General features: G+C 68.1%; 18 protein-coding genes. 5 read left to right on the forward strand and 13 right to left on the reverse strand.

What is annotated here, in order from left to right; translation table 11 throughout:
• Positions 1 to 8: 8 nt before the first annotated feature.
• Together ppk2 and AC1DHX_RS09280 are read left to right on the forward strand one after the other, a co-directional pair.
• On the forward strand, positions 9 to 878 hold the full coding sequence (gene ppk2, locus AC1DHX_RS09275; protein ID WP_223913723.1) for a polyphosphate kinase 2: 870 nt from the start codon (positions 9 to 11) through the stop codon (positions 876 to 878).
• Positions 879 to 906: 28 nt separating this feature from the next.
• Complete coding sequence (locus AC1DHX_RS09280) at positions 907 to 3675, forward strand: cation-translocating P-type ATPase (RefSeq protein ID WP_476899974.1); 2769 nt, start codon at positions 907 to 909, stop codon at positions 3673 to 3675.
• 94 nt (positions 3676 to 3769) lie between these two features.
• Here AC1DHX_RS09280 and AC1DHX_RS09285 read toward each other — a convergent pair whose 3' ends face one another.
• Positions 3770 to 4306, reverse strand: coding sequence for a hypothetical protein (locus tag AC1DHX_RS09285; RefSeq protein WP_476899975.1), 537 nt, complete (start codon positions 4304 to 4306; stop codon positions 3770 to 3772).
• A gap of 281 nt (positions 4307 to 4587) precedes the next feature.
• Between AC1DHX_RS09285 and AC1DHX_RS09290 the strand changes: the two genes are divergently transcribed.
• Positions 4588 to 5427 (forward strand): DUF1206 domain-containing protein, encoded by an 840-nt coding sequence (locus tag AC1DHX_RS09290; protein ID WP_476859347.1) that lies wholly within the window; start codon positions 4588 to 4590, stop codon positions 5425 to 5427.
• Between the two features lie 113 nt (positions 5428 to 5540).
• Positions 5541 to 6122 (forward strand): hypothetical protein, encoded by a 582-nt coding sequence (locus AC1DHX_RS09295; protein ID WP_476899976.1) that lies wholly within the window; start codon positions 5541 to 5543, stop codon positions 6120 to 6122.
• A gap of 25 nt (positions 6123 to 6147) precedes the next feature.
• Here AC1DHX_RS09295 and AC1DHX_RS09300 read toward each other — a convergent pair whose 3' ends face one another.
• The 12 genes from AC1DHX_RS09300 to AC1DHX_RS09355 form a co-directional block, all read right to left on the reverse strand.
• Complete coding sequence (locus AC1DHX_RS09300) at positions 6148 to 7149, reverse strand: DNA topoisomerase IB (RefSeq protein WP_476899977.1); 1002 nt, start codon at positions 7147 to 7149, stop codon at positions 6148 to 6150.
• A 174-nt stretch (positions 7150 to 7323) separates the two neighbouring features.
• Positions 7324 to 8799, reverse strand: a complete 1476-nt coding sequence (locus tag AC1DHX_RS09305; RefSeq protein ID WP_476899978.1) for an FAD-dependent oxidoreductase — start codon at positions 8797 to 8799, stop codon at positions 7324 to 7326.
• Positions 8800 to 8887: 88 nt separating this feature from the next.
• Complete coding sequence (cobA, locus tag AC1DHX_RS09310; protein WP_476859344.1) at positions 8888 to 10174, reverse strand: uroporphyrinogen-III C-methyltransferase; 1287 nt, start codon at positions 10172 to 10174, stop codon at positions 8888 to 8890.
• Between the two features lie 123 nt (positions 10175 to 10297).
• Complete coding sequence (locus tag AC1DHX_RS09315) at positions 10298 to 10594, reverse strand: putative quinol monooxygenase (RefSeq protein ID WP_476859343.1); 297 nt, start codon at positions 10592 to 10594, stop codon at positions 10298 to 10300.
• A 199-nt stretch (positions 10595 to 10793) separates the two neighbouring features.
• Entirely contained in the window at positions 10794 to 11732 is a 939-nt protein-coding gene (locus AC1DHX_RS09320; protein WP_476859342.1) for an ABC transporter permease, read from the reverse strand.
• Positions 11722 to 12447, reverse strand: a complete 726-nt coding sequence (locus tag AC1DHX_RS09325; protein ID WP_018775157.1) for an ABC transporter ATP-binding protein — start codon at positions 12445 to 12447, stop codon at positions 11722 to 11724. Before AC1DHX_RS09325 ends, AC1DHX_RS09320 begins: the two co-directional genes overlap by 11 nt.
• A gap of 44 nt (positions 12448 to 12491) precedes the next feature.
• Positions 12492 to 13679, reverse strand: a complete 1188-nt coding sequence (locus AC1DHX_RS09330; RefSeq protein ID WP_476859341.1) for an ABC transporter substrate-binding protein — start codon at positions 13677 to 13679, stop codon at positions 12492 to 12494.
• A 283-nt stretch (positions 13680 to 13962) separates the two neighbouring features.
• The gene (locus AC1DHX_RS09335) at positions 13963 to 15402 is read right to left on the reverse strand and encodes a sulfate adenylyltransferase subunit 1 (RefSeq protein ID WP_476859340.1); all 1440 of its coding nucleotides are present in this window, start codon (positions 15400 to 15402) and stop codon (positions 13963 to 13965) included.
• Positions 15402 to 16457, reverse strand: a complete 1056-nt coding sequence (cysD, locus tag AC1DHX_RS09340) for a sulfate adenylyltransferase subunit CysD (RefSeq protein ID WP_476899979.1) — start codon at positions 16455 to 16457, stop codon at positions 15402 to 15404. Before cysD ends, AC1DHX_RS09335 begins: the two co-directional genes overlap by 1 nt.
• A complete protein-coding gene (locus AC1DHX_RS09345; RefSeq protein WP_476859338.1) occupies positions 16454 to 17164 on the reverse strand; it encodes a phosphoadenylyl-sulfate reductase in 711 nt (236 codons plus the stop codon). The genes cysD and AC1DHX_RS09345 overlap by 4 nt, the downstream gene beginning before the upstream one ends.
• A complete protein-coding gene (locus tag AC1DHX_RS09350) occupies positions 17161 to 18906 on the reverse strand; it encodes a nitrite/sulfite reductase (protein ID WP_476859337.1) in 1746 nt (581 codons plus the stop codon). The genes AC1DHX_RS09345 and AC1DHX_RS09350 overlap by 4 nt, the downstream gene beginning before the upstream one ends.
• Positions 18907 to 19037: 131 nt before the next feature.
• Positions 19038 to 19784 (reverse strand): sirohydrochlorin chelatase, encoded by a 747-nt coding sequence (locus AC1DHX_RS09355; RefSeq protein WP_476899980.1) that lies wholly within the window; start codon positions 19782 to 19784, stop codon positions 19038 to 19040.
• Positions 19785 to 19845: 61 nt separating this feature from the next.
• On the opposite strand from AC1DHX_RS09355, the gene AC1DHX_RS09360 reads away from it, so the two are divergent.
• Positions 19846 to 20511: a trimeric intracellular cation channel family protein gene (locus tag AC1DHX_RS09360; RefSeq protein WP_476859335.1), complete on the forward strand. Its 666-nt coding sequence runs from the start codon at positions 19846 to 19848 to the stop codon at positions 20509 to 20511.
• Positions 20512 to 20530: the final 19 nt, after the last annotated feature.

A 20530-nucleotide genomic window follows, 5' to 3' on the forward strand; every position in this document is an offset into this window, starting at 1 on the left:
GCAGTGTTGTGGTTTACCTCAGCAAGTACGTCGCGAGGAGGTCGATGGTGGGCAAGAAGAAGAAAAAGTCCAAGGGCTCCGACGAAGAGGACGGGCGCGCCGGGAAGAAGATGCCGCGCAAGAAGTACGAAGCGGAGATGGAGGTCCTGCAGGGTGAACTGGTCGCCATGCAGGAGTGGGTGAAGTCCACCGGAGCCAAAATCTGCATCGTCTTCGAGGGCCGCGACACGGCCGGCAAGGGCGGCACGATCAAGCGCATCGTCGAAAGGGTGAGCCCCCGGGTGTTCCGCGTGGTCGCGCTCCCCACACCGACCGAGCGGGAGAAGTCGCAGATGTACCTCCAGCGCTACATGTCTCACTTCCCGGCGGCGGGCGAGGTGGTCATCTTCGATCGCAGCTGGTACAACCGTGCGGGCGTCGAGCGGGTGATGGGTTTCTGCACACCGGAACAGACCCAGAGGTTCCTCGACATGACCCCGATGGTGGAGAAGGCGATGGTCGACTCCGGGATCATCCTGCTCAAGTACTGGCTTGAGGTCAGTGCGGACGAGCAGACCAGGCGGCTCGAGAGCCGCATGGACGATCCGCGCAAGACCTGGAAACTCTCTCCGATGGACCTGAAGTCCTACAAACGGTGGTACGACTATTCCCGGGCCCGGGACGCCATGTTCGAGGCGACCGACACCGCCTGGGCGCCCTGGTACGTCGCGCACAATGACATCAAGAAGCGCGGCCGGCTCAACGTCATCAGCCATATTCTCAGCCAGGTGCCCTACGAGCCGTACCCGGGGCTCGACGTCGAGCTCCCCAAGCGCCAGAAGGCCGGCGATTACACCGAGCCGGCACTGGCCGTGCGGCACATCCCCACCCCGTTCTAAGCAGCGCCCCGGCGATGAGGAGGAAGTCATGAGCGACGATCCCGGAGCAGTAGCTGGGGTGGCCCCGGCGGAGGCAGACGCGAGCTGGTACGCGCTGGCACCGGCTGAAGTGGCGGCCGAGCTGAAGGTGGATCCGGCTGGCGGGTTGAGCACGGGAGAGGCGCAGCAGCGTCTGCAGGAGTACGGCCCGAACGCCCTCGCCGCCGCTAAGCAGGAGCCGGTGTGGAAACGGTTCTTCAAGCACTATCAGGACTACATGCAGATCGTCCTTGTGGTCGCCGCCCTGGTCAGCTTGCTGATTGCGGAATACGGAACCGCCATTGGGCTTGCCCTGCTGACGCTGTTCAACGCGTGGCTGGGGTACCACCAGGAGGGCAAGGCCGAAGAAGCCGCCGCCTCCCTGGGGCAGATGATGAAGGCTATGGCCAAGGTGCGCCGCGACGGTGACGTTGTGGAGCTCCCCGCCGAACAGATCGTCCCCGGCGACATCGTGGTGGTCGATGCCGGTGACCGCGTCCCCGCCGACGGCCGGATCATCCTGGCGGCAACCCTCCAGATCGAGGAGGGCGCCCTGACCGGGGAGAGCGTCGCCGTCGAGAAGGACACCGAGACCATCGGCCGGCACGACGTCGGCATCGGCGACCGCCTGAACATGGCGTTCATGAACACGAACGTGACGCGGGGCCACGGCGAAATCCTCGTCACCACCACCGGCATGGGCTCGGAGGTCRGCCACATCGCCCACATGCTGTCCGGGCAGAAAGTGGAGAAGACCCCGCTCACCAAGCAGGTGGACCGGCTCACCATCTTCATCATTGTCGCGGCCCTCTTCGCGTTTATCGCCATCGTCGTGATGGGCCTGGCCTCCGGCGAGTCCTTCGCGGTGCTCTTCGGAATCGGTGTGGYGCTGGCAGTCGGCTCCATCCCGGACGCGCTGCCCGCCGTCGTCACCACCATCCTGTCCGTCGGGTCGGTCAATATGGCCAAGAAGAACGCCATCATGAAGGTCCTCCCTGCGGTCGAGACCCTGGGCTCCACCTCGGCCATCAATTCGGACAAGACCGGCACCCTGACCCTGAACCAGATGACGGTCCGCGAGATCACCACAGTGCAGCACCACTACACCGTCAGCGGTGAGGGCTACAGTTTCGACGGCCAGATCCAACGGACCACCGGGGACGCCGAGCGGGACCTGGACTACGTGATGTTTTCCTGCGCCTTGTGCAACGACTCCGATATCAACGACGGCGAGGTGGTCGGGGACCCCACCGAGGCGGCGCTCTACGTGCTCGCGCAGAAAGGCGGCGTGGACGTCAGGGAATTCCGCCGGAACAACCCGCGCGTGGCGTCGGTGCCGTTCGATTCCGACTACAAGTTCATGGCCACGTTCCACCGGATGCCGGGGGCCGATGGCAGGCCCGTGATCCGGGCCTACGTGAAGGGGGCACCCGACGTCCTCCTGAGCAGGTCCTCGTTCGGCCGGATGCCGGGCGGCCACGCCGAGCGCCTCACTGACGAAATGCGGGGCAAGGTGCTTGCCGAGAACGAACGCATCGCCAGCCAGGGCAGGCGGGTGCTCGCCCTGGCGCAGCGCGAGTTCGACCCGGCGACGTTCCAGCCTTCGGGCGACCTCATGGCGCTGATGCAGGATCTGGAGATTTCGGCGCTGATCGGCGAGGTTGACCCGCCGCGCGCCGAGGCGGTGGCCGCCATCGCCAAGGCAAAGCACGCCGGCATCCGGGTCCGGATGATCACCGGCGACCACGCCGTCACCGCTGCGGCGATCGCCGACGAACTGGGCATCAGGGGCCGCGCGGTGACCGGGGCCGAGTTCGCGGCGATGAGCGACGCGGAGGCCGACAGCCAGGTGGACGGGATCGGCGTGATCGCCCGTGTAGCCCCCGAACACAAGGTCAGGCTGGTCGAGGTGCTCAAGCGCAAGGGCAACATCGTGGCCATGACCGGCGACGGCGTGAACGACGCGCCGGCCATCGCGGCCGCCGACATCGGGATCGCGATGGGCATCACCGGCACCGACGTCGCCAAGGGCGCGGCCAAGATGATCCTGGCCGACGACAACTTTGCCACCATCGTGGCGGCGGTCGAAGAGGGCCGGCTCGTGTACGACAACCTGCAGAAGTTCATCCGGATCCAGGTCGCCAACCTGTTCATGTTCATTCTGGCGTTCATCGGATCCTCGGCCTTCGCCATAGCCGGCACGGCCCTGCTCAGCCCGGCCCAGGTGCTGTGGATCCACATGGCGATCGTCGCCCCGATTGGGGCGGTGATGGGCCTGGATCTCGCGACGCCGGGCATCATGGACCGCAAACCACGGCCCTTCAACCAGCCGATCCTCGTCCGGTCGATGATGGTGCGCCTGTTCATCGTCGGGCTTTTCATGGCGGCCGCGACGCTGATCCTCGTGCAGATCGGCAAAACCACCTACGGATCACTGGAGGTCGGCCAGACCATGGCCGTGGTGGGGCTGGGGCTGATGAACATCTTCGTGGCGCTCAATCTGCGTTACCCGACCGAGAGCGCCTTCGGGCCCGCCACGGTGTCCAACCCGAAGCTGCTCTGGGCGTTCGCGTGGGCCGTCCTCGGCTCGATGCTGATCACCCAGATGAAGGTGATGCAGGACCTGTTCGGCACGCTGCCGCTTTCCGGCCAGCAGTGGCTGCTCTGCCTGGTGCCGGGCGTGGTGTTGCTCTTCCTCGGTGAAATCTTCAAGATCATCCTGCGGGCCCGGCAATCGAAGGGCCGGGCCGCAGTCCCGGCTCCCCCCGTTCCGGCGTGAGAGTGCTGTTCCGGCGAGAGTGCGACTGCCAATGGTGAGGGCCGGAACGCGATGTTCCGGCCCTCAACAGTGGCGCATACCGGCTGTGCCGGGGCTAGCGGACGAGGCCCTTCAGTACGTTCTTAGGCCGCTGCATCTCGCCGTGCTTGGCGCCGAGCACGATCACCCAGCCGGCGAACACGGGGATGGTCCACTGCAGGATCTTCAGCTGCTGCTGCGCGGAACGGAGTTCCTCGGAGGCACCCGGCTTCGGCTCGGTGGCACCCTTGGCGCCCTCGRCGGCCAGCTTGTCCACCTTGGCTCCCTGCAGGCCCGCGTACAGGGTCACAGCGGCTCCGGCGAGGGTGACGACGGACTTGTAGACGCTCAGGCGCGTGACGCCGTCCTGCTTGGCCATCCGGCCCTTGTTCTCCCACATGACGGCGAGGCCCGAAAGAAAATGCGCCCCAAACGCCGCCGCCTGGTACGGCGCCCACTTCTTCCAGCCCAGGCTTGAGAGGCGGGTACGTTCCGCCGGGTCCTTGGCAGCAGCCGTGGCACCGTTGAGCCCAATGGCGCCCATCAGGGAACCGCCGAACCAGGCGGCTGCCGTCAGGTCGTGAATGGATCGGGCAACAAGATTACCTGCCATGTTGAGCTTCCTATCATCTGTCTTCGAATCCGAATCGCAGGGGCAGCAAGGCTGCCGGTCCGCGGCATGTCCACGAGCGGGGCCATGACCCGGCTATGGTAAGCACACTTACCAAAAACGCGGTAGTCCAAGCGGCTGCCACTTCGCCGCGCGTAGAATCGGCGCCATAGCCACACCGCAGTAAGGCACAACACCGGCACACCGCCGTAGGCACAACACCGGCACACCGCCGTAGGCACAACACCGTTCCACCGGACCAGATGAGGAATAGCCGCAGCACCATGGCAGAAGAAGAGTCCGGGATCGAAGCCGCCATCGGCGACGCCGTCGACACCGCGGAGGCGGCGTCGAACAGCACCGCGCTCGACGTCGTCGCACGTTCCGGATTCGCGGTGATGGCACTGCTTCATATCGTGATCGGGGCCATCGCCGTCGCCCTGGTCCTGGGCGCGCCGGGTCAGGCCGAACCCACCGGCGCCATCGAACAACTCGCTGCCAACCCCTGGGGTCCGGCGGTGATGTGGGCGGCCTGCATCGCCTGCGCGGGCCTCGCGCTCTGGCAGCTGAGCGAGGCGACGCTCCGGGGCCGCCACCTGCCGCGCCGGGAGCAGCTGGGCAAACTCATTTCCTCCGGCTTCCTTGCCATAGCGTACGGGAGCGTCGGGCTGAGCTTCGCGGGCTTCGGGCTCGGCCAGCGCGGCGATTCGGGCGACTCGACCCGGGATTTCAGCACGGCCCTGATCCAGTCACCGTTGGGGGTTCCGGCCCTGGTCGGCCTCGGGCTCACCATCATGGGAATCGGCGTGTATTTCATCGTCAAGGGCTTCGGGAAGAAGTTCAAGGAGGAACTGCAGCATTTCGAAGGGACCCGCCGCGGCAAACTGATCAGCGTGCTTGGCGTCACCGGCCACGTCTCGAAAGGGCTGGCGCTGATCCTGACCGGGCTGCTCTTCGTCGTGGCCGCGGCGACCAACAACCCCGGTTCATCCACCGGCCTGGACGGCAGCCTCAAGGCGCTCCGGGACCACCCCTTCGGCCCGTACCTGCTCCTGGCGATCGGGGCGGGCTTCATTGCCTACGGCGTGTTCGCGCTGGTCCGGGCGCGCTTCGGCCGGATGTAGCCGCCGCCCTGGGTGGGGATTTTCTTGTTTGGCATCCGCCCGCGGGACTATCGTGGAGCTACCCCGGGCCGGGCTGGGACGGCCACCGGCGGCAGGTCTCGCAGAGGCATGGCATGAGCTACGTTCCGGTGAGCAGACGCACCCTCCGACGGCACCGTGAATCTGAGCAGTCCACGCGGCGGCTCGTGRCCGCCCTGTCCGCCGCGGCCGCCGCGGCCTGGCTGCTCTCGGTCACGTTGTCCACCGCGGTCCATGTCGACACCTATGTCCACCATGTCGCCGTCGTGCTGCACGTGCTGTCGATGGTGGTGGCCTTTGGCGCCGTCGTCCTGATGGACTGGCACGGCTTCCTGTGGCTGATCGGCAGACGGGACCTGGCCGAAACCATCAGGCTCGACGGCGCGGCGACACCGCTGATCTGGGGCGGCCTGGCCGGCATGCTGGCCACGGGCGTGTTCCTGAACCCGCACCTGAGCAACCCGATGACCGACCTCAAGCTCGCCGCCGTCCTTGTGCTCAGCCTTAACGGGATCATGCTCATTCCGCTCATGCGGCGGCTGGCCAGGCTGACGCCCGATGCCTCGTTCAAGGACCTGACCGCCGGGCAACGGGTCCATCTGCTGCTGTGCCTGGTGATCTCGCAGCTGTGCTGGTGGACGGCGATTGTCATCGGGTTCATCAACGCCGAGTTCTGAGGTGCCGCCGGGCCGCGCCCGGGAACTAGCCGGCGGCCTTCCGCAGCGGCACCACGTCGCCTTCCTGGTACAGCAGGGCGCGGATCTCGGACTCGGCGGAATCCAGCCGCCTCGGGTCGATCGTTTCCCCGGCCGCGAAGTGGTCCAGCAGCCGGGGATCCACGTAGCTTTTCCGGGCGATCGACGGCGTGTTGCCCAGGACCGCGGCCGCGTCCTGCATGGCCTGGCTCACCGCGCTCTTCCGGGCCGAGACCTTAGTCTGCGGGCCGCTCTGCGCCAGGCTGACCGCTGCCGCCGCCGTCCCCCGCAGGGTGCGGAAATCCTTTGCGGTGAAGTCCTCCCCCGTGCGCTCCTTGACGTACTCGTTGATGTCCGCGCTCGACACCGGATGCCAGCTGCGGCCGTCCTTGTAGGCCAGCAGGCGGGCGTTGCCGCCGCGGCGCTTGAGCTGGCGCACGACGGCGGCGAGGTCGGCGTCGTCAATCCGCGACTCCCAGGTCTTGCCGCTCTTGGCCGGGAAGCTGAGCCGGAGYTCGTCYTTGCGCACMYKGACGTGGGCGCAGAGCAGSGTGGCGAGGCCATGGCTGCCGTTTTCRTTSGTGTAGCGCTCSGAGCCGACGCGCAAYGATCCGCTGTCSAGCATCCGAAAGGCGGCCGCCAGCACGCGTTCCCGCGTCAGCCCTTCGGAGCGCAGGTCCATGGTCACCAGGCGGCGTGCGGTCGGCAGGGTCTCAGCCAGCTGGAGCGAACGGTCGAACTTCAGCCGGTCCTTCCGTTCCCGCCAGCTCGGATGGTAGATGTACTGCCGCCGGCCCACCGCGTCCACTCCCGTGGCCTGGATGTGCCCGTTGTCGTACGGGGCGATCCAGACGTCGGTCCAGGCCGGCGGGATCCCGATGCCCTCGAGCCGTTCCCGCACGGGGCCCGGCGGCAGGGTAGAGCCGTCCAGGTCCTTGTAACTGAACCCGGTCCCGGCGGGGACCCTGCGGTATCCTCGGCCGGACGCGTTGCTGTGGCGGAGCCTCATTGGCCGGCCCTGGGCGAGTGTTCATCCATGACGGTAAGCCTACTGACTACCGCCCGGGTTTCCACGTAAATCAAACAACGCGGGGTCACTTAGCGCCCATAATCCCTTCCGGGATGGGCGGGAAGTGACCCCGCGCTGGTCTGCGTCGTTGCTCTGTGTTGCTCTGCGTTGCGGCTAGACCTCGACGGCGGCGCCGCGGGAGATCTCCACCATGTCCTCGCGGGGCAYCACCTTGATGCGCTCGCGCTGGACGGCGACGCCGTGCGACCCGCCGGCAGCGGTGGCCTTTTCACCGAGGGCGCGCTCGTGCTCGTCCAGAGCCAGCCAGCCTTCCCAGCTGGTGTACTCGACGCCGCGGCCCGCGAGGAGCTCGACGATCGCCTCGGGGGCGGGCGCCGCGGCCAGCGGCAGGTTTTCGCGGTCCTCAAGCAGGTAGGTCACGGTTTCGAGGGCGTCGCCCTTGGTGTGGCCGATCAGTCCCACCGGACCGCGCTTGATCCAGCCGGTCGCGTAGATCCCCGGCACGTGGGTGCCGGCGGCGTCCAGGACCCGGCCGCCGTCGTTCGGGACGACTCCCTTGCTGTGGTCGAACTCGACCTCGGGGAGGGCGGAACCGAAGTAGCCGATGGCGCGGTACACGGCCTGGACCGGGTACTCGACAAACTCGCCCGTGCCGCGGGCGTTGCCGGTGCCGTCCAGTTCGGTGCGCTCGAACTTGATCCCGGCGACGCGGCCGGGCGCGTCGGCGCCGTCTGTTGTTTCTGCGTAGATCTCGACGGGGCTGTGCAGGAAGTGCAGGTGCAGCCGGCGGGACGCGGTGAGCTCGGAGAGGTCCTCGGGCTGCTCGGCGATCCAGTTGGTGAGCGTGCCCACCATGGTCTTGGTCTGGTTGTTGCTCTGGATCTGCCGGTCCGATTCGGCGTCGAACTCGAAGTCCTCGGCGTAGAGGATGATGTCCACGTCTTTGGAGTGGGAAAGTTCGCGCAGTTCCAGGGGCGTGAACTTGACCTGGGCGGGCCCGCGCCGGCCGAACACGTGCACGTCCGTGACCGGCGAGGACTTCAGCCCGGTGTAGACGTTGTCCGGGATTTCGGAGACCAGGAGGTCGTCGGCGTGCTTGGAGAGCATGCGGGCCACGTCGAGGGCCACGTTGCCGTTGCCGATCACGGCGATTTCCTTGGCCTCCAGCGGCCATTCGCGGGACACGTCGGGGTGCCCGTCGTACCAGGACACGAAGTCGGCGCCGCCGTAGGAGCCCTCRAGCTCGATGCCSGGGATGTTCAGGTCCGCATCCTTGATGGCGCCGGTGGCGAAGATGACGGCGTCGTAGTGSGTGCGGAGGTCATCGATGGACAAGTCCGTGCCGTAGTCCACGTTGCCGAAGAACCGGATGTCGCCGCGGTCCAGGACCTTGTGCAGGGCGTTGACGATGCCCTTGATGCGGGGGTGGTCGGGGGCCACGCCGTAGCGGATCAGACCGTAGGGTGCCGGGTAGCGGTCGAAGAGGTCGATGCTGACGGTGAGCTCGCCGCTCTTGACGGCCTCGCTCTTGGTCAGGATGTCCGCGGCGTAGACGCCGGCGGGACCGGAGCCGACGACGGCGACGCGCAGCGGGCGGGCGGCGGTTCCTACGGGGGTGCTAGTTGACACGGCTGTGTTCCTTTTTTGTTCTGCATCCGTTGCTCCACAAACGCCCTTTGGGGCTTGATAACGGCAGTTGTGGAGCAATCGACGGGTGTTAGGGGGTCAGTACGCGGGTCTTGGTGGTGCGGGGAGCGTTCGGGGGGGTGGTGCTGTAGTCCGCGGTCTTGAAGTGCGACGGCGCGAACGGGCTGACGCGGACCACGTCGCCGATCACGATCACGGCGGGATTCGCTACGCCTGCGGCCTCCGCCTGGTCCGCGATGGTCCCGAGGGTTCCGATGGTCACCCGCTGGTTTGGCAGGTATCCATTCTCTACGATGCCAACAGGCGTCTGAAGAGGCAAACCGGCACGGGCCAGGGAGGCTGCGGAATCGCGCAGCTGGCCCACACCCATGAGCAGGATCACAGTGTGGTCGGCACGGGCCGGGACTTCCGAGAGTTCCTCATGGCCGGTGACCACACTGAAGCCTTTGGCCAGCCCGCGGTGCGTGACCGGGATGCCGGCGGCGGCGGGGACGGAAATGGCCGACGTGACGCCGGAAACCACTTCGACCTCGACGCCGTGCTGCCGGCAAAATTCGGCTTCCTCGCCGCCGCGGCCCAGGACGTAGGGGTCGCCGCCCTTGAGCCGGACCACGCGGTGGCCCTGCAGGGCTTCCTCGACCAGGATCCGGTTGATTTCGGACTGCGGCACCGGATGGTGGCCGGGGGTCTTGCCGACCTCCACAACGCGGACGTCGGGGGCCAGTTCGGCCAGGAGTTCACGCGGGCCGAGCCGGTCCGCCACCACGACGTCGGCCTGGCCAAGGAGCCGGCGGCCGCGGACGGTGATGAGTCCGGTGTCGCCGGGACCGCCGCCGACGAGGGCCACGGATCCGGGAGTTGCCCCCGTGCCGGAAACTCGGTGCCGGCGCAGCGGCAGGTCTCCGGTGGCCAGGGCGGTGGCGACGGCGTCGCGCAGGGCCATGGCGCGGCGCGGGTCTCCGCCGGCGTTGACGGCGATCTTGACGTCGTCCACCACGGCGACGGCGGGCGTCCAGGCGGCCGAGGCTTCGTGGTCGGAGGCGTTGACGCACCAGATGCGCTGCGCCTCGGCGTCGGCGGAGACCTGCGCGTCCACGGCGGCGTCGCCGGTGGCGGTCTGGACGAACCAGACGCCGTCGACGTCGGACCGCCGGTACGGGCGGGGCTCCCAGTTCAGGAGGCCGGCGTCGGCAAGTTCAGCGAGCGCCGGGCAGGCGGCCGGTGCCACGACGGTGACGCGGGCTCCGGCGTCGAGCAGCCCCTTGGTGCGCCGGGCGGCCACCGGGCCGGCGCCGACGACCAGCACGGGACGGCCGAGGAGGCGCAGGGCCGTGGGGTAAATGTCCTGAATTGCCATGCATCGACGATAGGGCGGCGTCACATAGCGGAACAACGGTGCGGCAACACCAGTTCACGCAAGGTAACGCCGCGTCACATAATGGCAATCGCCGCTCCTGATCTGCGGCGGCCGGGGGCACCGCTATTTCACGGCGATGAGTTCGATCAGCTTGATGTCGGGATCCTTGGCGAGCAGGGCGGGACCGTGTTCGCCGAGGGCGGCGGGGATGGCGCCGCTGAGGTGGGACTGACGGTCCTCCTCGGTATCGAAGGTGTCGAAGATGCCGAAGGTGTTCTCGTTGACCCGGAAGGCATACCAGGTGCGCGTTCCGGGCTCGTTGAGCACTATTTCGCGCCCTCCGTTCAGGAAGTCCCAGACGTCCTGTTCCTTCCCCGCTTTGGCTTCGACCAGGGCCAGCACGCCAAATTTTGCCGCCACAGCGACCTCCTAGGAATCGGGCTTTGCATCAGCCGTGGAAGGGGCCGCAACCCGGCCTCTAGGCGTGAGTGTAGGCCCGTGGATGTACCCGGGCAAGGAGCCATCGAAAAAGCAACGCGGAGTCACTTACGGCCCATAAACCAATGGATTATGGGCCGTAAGTGACCCCGCGTTGCTTTGGAGGAGCTGGGTGGCTGGCTTAGCGGGTGCTGCCGGCCAGGAGGCCGCGGCGGCGGAGCAGCCGCTTTTCAATCGGTGCGAACACGAGCAGCTCGATCAGGATTCCGACGGCGAGGATCAGCAGGATGGCGGACATGACGATGGTCATGTCGGACAGGACGCGGCCCTGGTCCAGCATGGAGCCCAGACCGAAGCCGATGGTGCCGCCGACGGCGATGATTTCCGCCGCCATGAGCGAGCGCCAGGAGAACGCCCAGCCCTGTTTGAGGCCGCCGAGGTACCCTGGCAGGGCCGCCGGCAGGATGATCTGCAGGGCCAGCTGAAGCCGGGACGCACCCAGGACCTTTCCGACGCTGCGGTACTGCGGCGGAATCTGGTCCACACCGGAGATCAGGCCGTTGATGATCGAGGGAATCGCACCCATGAACACCACGAAATACACGGTGGCATCCGTGATCCCAAACCAGAGAATAGCGGCCGGCACCCAGGCCACCGACGGCAGGACCTGCAGCCCGGAGATCAGCGGCCCGAAAGCGCGCCGCAGCGGTGCCACCTGGGCCAGCACGAGACCCACCGGCGTCGCGATCACCACGCTGATCAGGAAGCCCACGACGCCGCGCTGCAGCGAGGTCCAGACGGCCTCTTGAAGCTTGCCCTCCCCCCACAGGGTTCCGACCTGGCCGATGACATCCAGGGGGCCGGGCACGACGTCGCGCCGCTTGAAGCCGAGGGAGACGTACAACTGCCAGAGGATGATCAGCACCGCGAGCGCGGCCACCGGCAGCAGGATCCGGCTCCAGTCGATGCGGACCTTGCGGATGGCGTCTGACTGCAGAGAGTCGAGGCCCGCTTCGAGCTCGCGGAGGTCTTCCTTGCCGGTGGAGGAACGGGTCAGGGCGGCGTGGACCTTGCGGGTCTCGGCTGGCGCTTCCGCCACGGGAAGCTGGTTACTTGGCATGGCGGCGGATCTCCTCGCGTAGCCGGGCGGTGATTTCGCCGGTGAGCTGGCCGGCCAGTCCGGCGTCGGTGCGGTGCTCTTCGCTGACGTGCCATTCCCGCACCACGCGGCCGGGCCGGGAGGAGAGCAGCAGGACGCGCTGGCCCAGCCGGACGGCCTCGCGGACGTTGTGGGTGACAAAGACGATGGTCCGGCCGGTTTCCTTCCAGATCCGTTCCAGCTCGTCATGGAGCAGGTCCCGCGTAATCGCGTCCAGGGCCGCGAACGGCTCGTCCATGAGCAGCAGCTGGCGGTCCTGGGCCAGSGACCGGGCCAGGGAGACGCGCTGGCGCATCCCGCCGGAGAGCTCGTGGGGCCGTTTGTCCCCCGCACCGCCCAGGTGCACCAGGTCCAGCAGCTCCCCCGCCCGGACCCGGCGGTCGGCTTTCCCGACGCCGCGCAGCTTCAGGGCCAGCTCGATGTTCTCCCGCGCGGTCAGCCAGGGAAACAGTGCCGCGTCCTGGAACATGAAGGCGGCGCCGTCGCTGGGCACTTCCAGGGCGCCCGACGTCGGGGCCTCCAGTCCCGCCATGATGTTGAGCAGGGTGGACTTGCCGCAGCCGGAGGCACCGAGCAGGGCGACGAACTCGCCCTGCCCGATGGTGGCGTTGACGTCGTCCAGCACCGGGGCGCCGGCGCCGAAGCGCTTGCCCAGGTGTTCCAGTACGACTGGCATGGTCTGGTCCTTACTGTTGTGGCGGATGGCTGGGGGCCCGGGCGCTAGTCCCTGCCGAGCCCCTCGGCGGAGATCTTCTTGGCGGCACTCTCGCTCAGAACGCTGTTGAGCGCCGTGAGGTCGAAGATGCCGTTGATGTCGGCCTGCTTGGTGGTGCCGGCGTCGACGCCGTCCTGGAGCAGCTTCTTGTACGTCCCTGCGAGCGGGTCCGTGGTGAAGACGATGTTCTTCAGGGACCGGTCGATGACGTCGGCCGGCAACGCCTTGCCGGCGGCAGCCTTGAGTCCGTCGTTGAGGACGGTGGCTTTCTCGGCGGCGGGCGCCGCGTTGAGCCAGTCCACGGATTCGACATGGCCCTTCAGCAGCGCCTGCACCGTGGCAGGGTGCTCGGCCGCGAACGTCTTGTTCACGATCAGGACGGTAGTGACGAACTCGCCCTTCTCCCACAGGTCCTTCTCGTCGACCAGGACCTTTGCGCCGGCCTGGAGCACCAGGCGGGAGGCCCAGGGCTCAGGCAGCCACGCGCCGTCGAGCTTGCCGTCCTGGAACAGCTTGAGGGTCTGGGCGTTCTCGGTCGGGTTGATCGAGACGTCGCCGCTGCCGTCCGTGGAGGTCTTGAACCCCTGCTTGCCGAGCCAGGCGCGGAGGGCCACGTCCTGGGTGCCGCCGAGCTGCGGCGACGCGAGCGTCTTGCCCTTGAGGTCGGCCGCCGAGTTGATGCCGGGCTTGACCACCAGCTGCGCTCCGCCGGCCGCGGCGCCGGCGATGATGCTGATGGACTGGCCGTTGCTCTTGACATAGGAGTTGATGGCCGGGTTGGGGCCGATGTAGGTGGCGTCGATGGCGCCGGCGTTCAGGGCCTCGATCGCGGCCGGGCCGGCGTTGAACACCTGCGTGCTGAGCTTGGTCGCCCCGAGGTCCTTGGCGATGAACCCCTTGTTGACACCCACCAGGGCCGGGGCGTGGGTGATATTGCCAAAGTAGCCGAGCCTGAGCTCCGTGGCCGGGCCCGCATCCGCCGCTGCCGCTACGGGGGCGGTTTCGGGGCTGCGGGACAGCGAGGATGCAACTGCTGCGCCGGCGCCGATCAGGAGCACGAGGCCCGCGACCAGGGCGATCTCCAGGGTGCGCTTGCGTTTGGGTTTGCCGGTCTCGCCGGCGACGATCCGGGTGGTGCCGGGCTGTGTGCCGGGCTGTGTGCCGGGCCCGGGGTTTTCGGGGGTGTGTGACATGGGTGAAGTCCTGTTCTGGGGTGTGTGCGGAAGGGCCGGGCGGATGGTCAGCGCCGGCGACATCGCCCCTGGAAGTCCCTGCGGAGGAGGCCGGGGAACCGTTCCTGTGTCTTCATTCATTCACCATAGGGAGTGTCATATTCGGGGTTCAACGGCCCGGAAACCGGGGGTCACGCGGGTTCACGCAGAGTCACATTCGGCCCCAAAAGACGGCAGCTTGTTTCCCGGACAGCCGCCCATGGCGACCGACCGGGAAACAAGCTGCGCCCGTGTGACACGTGGCCTAGATCGAGTAGCGCTCGTCCTCGTGGTCGCCCGGGTGGTCTTTGACCAGGCCCGCGGCGAGGGTGTTGCCGTCGAGCGGGTCGATCACGAGGAACGCCCCGGTGCGGCGGTGGTGCAGGTAGTTCTCCAGCGGCAGCGCAGCGGCGAGCCGGAGCTGCGCGTGCCCGATGTCGTTGAGCTCCAGGGTGGTGGTCGGCTCCAGGCCGAAGCTGGCGAGGTCGAGCCTGCCTGTCACGTTCCGCACCAGGGCCTGGACCGTGCGGGTGCCGTGCTTGACCAGGACCTTGGAGCCCTCCCGGAGCGGCTTGGGCGAGAGCCAGCACAGGGCGGCGTAGAGGTCTGCCGATGCCTCGCGCACCGTCCCGGCCGCCGCGATCGTGTCACCGCGGGCGACGTCGAACTCATCGGCCAGGCGCAGGGCCACGGACTGCGGTGCAGCCGCCTCGGCGAGCTCGCGGCCCGCGAAGTCGATCCCGGTGATGGTGGTGGTGCGCGGGGCCTGGCCCGGGGTCAGGATGCTGACCTGGTCCCCCAGTTTCACGGAGCCTTCGGTGATCTGGCCGGCGTAGGCACGGTAGTCGCGGTAGGCCTCAGGATCGAGGCCGCCGGCGATGGCGTCCGGAGCCAGCGCGCCCTGCGGCCGGACCACCAGCTGGACCGGGAAACGGAAGCTTTCGAGGTGGCTTTCGAGTTCGTCGGCGGCCGGCAGCGTCTCCAGGACCTCCAGGAGCGCCGGGCCGTCGTACCACGGGGTCCGCTCCGAGCGGTCCACCACGTTGTCGCCGTCGAGGGCGGAAACGGGGACGACGAAGAGATCGGAGACACCGCCTGCATTTGAATCGTCACGGCCGAGACCGAGTTCGCGCCCGACCTGCTGGACGTCCGCCTCGATCCCGCGGAACACTTCCTCGCTGAAATCCACAAGGTCGATCTTGTTCACGGCGACGATCACGTGTGCCACGCGCAGCAGCTGCAGCACGGACAGGTGCCGGCGGGTCTGCTCGAGGACACCCTTGCGGGCGTCGATGAGCACGACGACGGCGTCCGCGGTGGACGCACCGGTCACCGTGTTCTTGGTGTACTGCACGTGCCCGGGGCAGTCCGCGAGAATGAAGCTGCGCCGGTCCGTGGCGAAGTAGCGGTAGGCGACATCGATCGTGATGCCCTGCTCGCGCTCCGCGCGCAGGCCGTCGGTCAGCAGGGCGAGGTCGATCGCTTTTGTGCCGGTGGCCCCTTCACCGCCGAACCCGCGGTCCGCCGAGGTGCGGGCGACGGCGTCGAGCTGGTCGGCGAGGATCGCCTTCGAGTCGTGCAGGAGCCGGCCCACCAGGGTGGACTTGCCGTCGTCGACGGAGCCTGCGGTGGCGAAGCGGAACAGCGTGGTGGGCAGCGCCGCGGCAACGAGGTCCGGGCCCGGGAGAAACGTTTCCGTGCTCATTAGAAATAGCCGTCCTTCTTGCGGTCTTCCATGGCGGCCTCGGAGATGCGGTCATCGGCCCGGGTGGCGCCACGTTCGGTGATGGTCGAGGCGGCAACCTCAATGACGACGTCGCGCACCGTGGCGGCGGCCGATTCCACGGCGCCGGTGCAGGACATGTCGCCGACGGTCCGGTAGCGGACGGTCTTGGTGATGACTTCCTCGTGATCGCGCGGCTGGGAGACCTCGCCGACGGCGCGCCACATGCCGTCGCGGGCGAAGACTTCGCGGCGGTGGGCGTAGTACAGGCCCGGCAGCTCGATGTTCTCGCGCTCGATGTAGCGCCAAACGTCCAGTTCGGTCCAGTTGCTGATGGGGAACGCGCGCACGTGCTGGCCCACCGTGTGCCGGCCGTTGTAGAGGTTCCACAGTTCGGGGCGCTGGTTGCGGGGGTCCCACTGGCCGAACTCGTCGCGCAGGCTCAGGATCCGCTCCTTGGCCCGGGCTTTGTCCTCGTCGCGGCGGCCGCCGCCGAAGACGGCGTCGAACTTGTTGCGCTGGATCGCATCCAGCAGCGGCACCGTCTGCAGCGGGTTCCGGGTTCCGTCCGCACGCTCGGCCAGCTCACCGGAGTCGATGAACTCCTGGACGGAGCCGACGACGAGCTTCAGGCYCAGCCGTTCCACGGTGCGGTCGCGGAAGTCGATGACCTCGGGAAAGTTGTGGCCGGTGTCCACGTGCAGCACCGGGAAGGGCACCTTGCCGGGCCAGAAGGCCTTCGTGGCCAGGTGCAGCATCACCACGGAATCCTTGCCGCCGGAGAAGAGCAGCGCAGGCTTCTCGAACTCGGCGACGACCTCGCGGATGATGTGAATCGCTTCCGATTCCAAAGTGTCCAGAGACGACAGGCGAGCCGGGGAGCTCAAGCGGGCCTGCGCCGTCGGCCCCGATGCCGCCCAGGGAGTGGCATCGGGCCTGTCGGAGCGGGACGCGATGCTGCTTGCAGCATCGCCGTCCCGCGAAGGGGCGGGGGCGGCATCGGGGTCGACGGCCACGAAAGTCTCAACATTGCTCATACGTGTAGTCCGCATTCTGTCTTGTCGGTTCCTGCCCAGCGTCCGGCGCGGGGGTCGTCGCCGGGCGCCACCTTGCGGGTGCAGGGCTGGCAGCCAATGGACGGGTAGCCCTGTGAAAGCAGCGGGTTGACGGGAAGAAGGTTGTCGTCGGAGTACTGCACCAGCTGGTCGAAGGTCCACGCCGCCACCGGGTTGACCTTGACCAGGCCGTTGGCTTCGTCCCAGGTGATCAGCGGCGTGTTGGTGCGGGTGGGCGCCTCGTCGCGGCGGACCCCGGTGAACCAGAGCTCGTAGCCGGCCAGGGTGCGGCGCAACGGCGCCACTTTGCGCAGGGCGCAGCACTGCGCGGGGTCGCGGGCGAAGAGGTCCTTGCCCAGGAGCCGGTCCTGCTGCTCCACGGTGTTCTCCGGCAGCACGTCCACGACGTTGACGCGCAGGTTGGCCGCGACCTCGTCGCGCGTCGCGTGCGTCTCCGGGAAGTGGTAGCCGGTCTCCAGGAACAGGACGTCGACGCCGGGGAGCTGGTCCGCGACCAGCGCCGGGAGGACTGCATCCGCCATGGAGCAGGCGACGGCGACAGTCGGCAGTTCGAAATTGCGGGCCACCCAGGCAATGACGTCGCGGGCCGGGGCGTCCCAGCCGAGCTCGGCGGCGCCGGCCTCGGCGAGGGCCTTGAGCTCGTCGTGGGTGCGGAGTGCTGCGGTCACTGGAGATCACCCTCCTCCGCGGCGAAGGCCCACTCGGCGAAGCTCTGGCCCTCGGAGCGGTCGGCGACGAACTTGCGGACCACGCGTTCCACGTAGTCGGGCAGTTCCCCGGCCGTGACCTTGAGGCCGCGGACGGTGCGGCCCAGGCCTGCCTCCTCGCGGCTGTCGGACGCGAGCCCGCCGCCGAGGTGGACCTGGAAGCCCGGGGTGGGGTCGCCGTCGGGCGTGGGCAGCATCATGCCTTTGAGGCCGATGTCCGCCGTCTGGATCCGGGCGCAGGAGTTGGGGCAGCCGTTAATGTGCAGGGACAGCGCCTGGGGCAGCTGCTTGCTCTCGGCGAGGTCGGCGAGCCGGCGCTCCAGCTCGGCAACCGCCGTCGCCGCGGTCACCTTCGTTTCCACGATGGCGAGCTTGCAGAACTCGATGCCGGTGCAGGCGATGGTGCCGCGCCGGAACACGGACGGGCGGGCGGACAGGCCCAGCGCGTCGAGCTCGGCCACGAGCGGGTCCACCTCATCCTTGGGCACGTCGAGGACCACGAGCTTCTGGTGCGGGGTGGTGCGCAGGCGCTGCGAGCCGCGGGCCTCCAGGGTGTCCGCGAGCTTGACCAGCTGGCTGCCGGAGAGGCGGCCGGCCAGCGGGGTGGCGCCGATGAAGAACTTGCCGTCCTTTTGTTCGTGCACGCCAATGTGGTCGCCGGGCGTGGAGGGCTTCGGGGCGGCCGGGCCGTCGGCGAGCTTGTAGCCGAGGTATTCGTCTTCGAGGACCTGGCGGAACTTCACCGGCCCCCAGTCGGCCAGCAGGAACTTCAGCCGGGCCTTGGTGCGCATGCGCCGGTAGCCGTAATCGCGGAAGATGCTGGTGACGCCGAGCCACACGTCGGCGGCCTGGTCCGGCCGGACGAAGGCGCCGAGGCGCTTGCCCAGCATGGGGTTGGTGGAGAGCGCGCCGCCCACCCAGAGGTCGTAGCCGATGCCGAGTTCGGGGTGGACCAGGCCCACCAGGGCGACGTCGTTGATCTCGTGCACCACGTCCTGGCTGGGGTGGCCGGTGATGGCGGTCTTGAATTTGCGAGGCAGGTTGGCCAGTTCCGGGTCGCCGATGAACCGCTCGGCAAGTTCCTGGATCAGCGGTGTGGGATCGATGATCTCGTCCTTGGCGATGCCCGCCACCGGGGAGCCGAGGATGACGCGGGGCACGTCGCCGCAGGCTTCCGTGGTGGACAGCCCCACGCCTTCGAGCCGGCGCCAGATTTCGGGCATGTCTTCGACCCGGATCCAGTGCAGCTGGATGTTCTGGCGGTCCGTGAGGTCGGCCGAGTCGCGGGCGAAGTCCACGGAGATCTGGCCGATGACGCGCAGCTGCGCGGTGGTGAGCGCACCGCCGTCGATCCTGACGCGGAGCATGAAGTACTTGTCTTCTAGCTCGTGCGGCTCAAGCGTGGCGGTCTTGCCGCCGTCGATCCCGGGTTTGCGCTGGGTGTAAAGCCCCCACCAGCGGAAGCGGCCGTGCAGGTCGGTGCCGTCGATCGAGTCGAAGCCGTGCTTGGAGTAGACGGACTCAATACGCTCGCGGACGTTGAGGCCGTTGTCTTCCTGTTTCCAGGTCTCGTTGGCGTTCAGCGGCGTGGTGCCGTCCACTTTCCACTGGCCGTGCGGCTTTGCGGCCGGGCGGGGAGGGCGCTTGGTGCGGCCGGCGGCAGCCTCGTCCGTGGACGCTCCGGCTAGAGCTGTATCAGTCATGCATCGACTGTAGGGGCGGCCGTAATCCCGTCACAAAGGGTCAGAAACGGGGAGTCACCTAGGGCAACATTTCGTCACGAACCGCCGAAAACTCTTGAAGTCGCCCTGCGGCTGTGCATCTGCGCGGACCGTCAGGGCCGGGGCTGCGGGGCCCCGGCCAGCGCCGCGTCGTAGCGTTCCAAGGCAATTTCGGCGAGGACCGGGGAGGGCAGCAGCGGCGCCGTCACCAGGTCCGCGCCGGCCTTGGCCAGCTGGTCATGGAAGAAACCGGGCGCCAAGAGATACGAGGCGATGACGACGCGACCGCCAAGGTCCACCGCTCCGGCCGACTCCCCCGCGCCGGCACCGCCGGCGGCCTCCTCGCGGAGCATGGCGACGGCGTCGGGAACCGAGGGTTTGGYGGAGGCGCCGTAGGCGGCCACGATCCGGTTGGAACGCAGGGCACGGAGCTGCTCCGTGAGTTCCTCGACATTCTGTGCGGCGCTGGGATCGGAGGACCCGGCGGCGGCGAGGACCACGGCGTCGTTGTCCGTTACCCCGGCCTCGCGCAGCCGCGCATCGAGCAGGGCTGCGAGCCGCGGATCCGGCCCCAGCGGCGCCGCGGCCAGGGTGTCCGGCCGGCTCTTCACGGCGCGGGCGATGTCCACCCTAACGTGGTATCCGACGCTGAGCAGCAGCGGAACCACGACGGCGGTTATCCCCGCCGGGAGCCCCGCCACGACGGCCGGCAGGTCCGGGTCCTGCACGTCGACGTAGGCCTCGCGGACGTCCAGCCCGGGACGGAGCCCCGCGATGCCGTCCCGGAGCGCGTTGACCTCCGAGGCCCCGTGCGGGCTCGACGTGCCGTGGGCGCAGGCGATCAGGATGGGGGTATTCATAGCCGTTAGCGTAACCTTGGAGCCGCCCTATCCGCCCCCTTGCAATCGACCGGGACGCTTCATGACCTTCTCCTTCAGCCTTGTCCTGGTCTGGCTTGACCTCGCCGGCGTGTTCTTCTTTGCGGTCTCCGGCTCATTGCTCGCGGCGCGGAAGCAGTTCGACATCATCGGCTCGCTGCTCCTGGCCTCGGTGGTGAGCCTGGGCGGCGGCGTCATCCGCGACATCATCATCAACGCGGGCCCGCCCGCCGCCTTCACCAACCCGGCGTACCTGGCACCGCCCCTGTTTGCCACGGTGCTGGTGTATTTCCTGTTCTCCAGCGTCCAGCGCTTCACGTCGCTGCTGATCCTGTTCGACGCCGGCGGGCTGGCCCTGTTCTGCATCACCGGCACACTGAAGGCGCTGGCCGCCGGCATGAATCCTGTGGCCGCCGTCCTGCTGGGTGTCACGACGGCGGTGGGTGGCGGCCTGCTGCGGGATATCACCGCCAACGAGGTCCCGCAGCTCTTCGACCCCAAGGATCTGTACGCACTGCCGGCATTCGCCGGGTCGGCGTCGACCGTGCTCCTGTCCCTCACGGGGACCTTCACCGCGGTGAGCGCCTGCGCCGTCGCCGGGCTTGTCTTCGCCTTCCGGGTCACGGCCTGGCGGCGCCACTGGTACGTTCCGCTGGCGGTGCGCGGCTGGCACCGGCTGGGCCTGGACACCGCGGAAAACGACCGCTGAGGATTAGCTAGGATAAGAC

The sequence above is a fragment of the Arthrobacter sp. 05N33_2 genome (assembly GCF_056397425.1).

What these genes read in the sequence shown, in the direction of transcription:
- cobA (WP_476859344.1), bottom strand. Translation starts at nt 10,174, where the DNA reads ATGGCAATTCAGGACATTTACCCCACGGCCCTGCGCCTCCTCGGCCGT.
- AC1DHX_RS09330 (WP_476859341.1), bottom strand. Translation starts at nt 13,679, where the DNA reads ATGTCACACACCCCCGAAAACCCCGGGCCCGGCACACAGCCCGGCACA.
- AC1DHX_RS09320 (WP_476859342.1), bottom strand. Translation starts at nt 11,732, where the DNA reads ATGCCAAGTAACCAGCTTCCCGTGGCGGAAGCGCCAGCCGAGACCCGC.
- AC1DHX_RS09350 (WP_476859337.1), bottom strand. Translation starts at nt 18,906, where the DNA reads ATGACTGATACAGCTCTAGCCGGAGCGTCCACGGACGAGGCTGCCGCC.
- AC1DHX_RS09360 (WP_476859335.1), top strand. Translation starts at nt 19,846, where the DNA reads ATGACCTTCTCCTTCAGCCTTGTCCTGGTCTGGCTTGACCTCGCCGGC.
- AC1DHX_RS09335 (WP_476859340.1), bottom strand. Translation starts at nt 15,402, where the DNA reads ATGAGCACGGAAACGTTTCTCCCGGGCCCGGACCTCGTTGCCGCGGCG.
- AC1DHX_RS09290 (WP_476859347.1), top strand. Translation starts at nt 4,588, where the DNA reads ATGGCAGAAGAAGAGTCCGGGATCGAAGCCGCCATCGGCGACGCCGTC.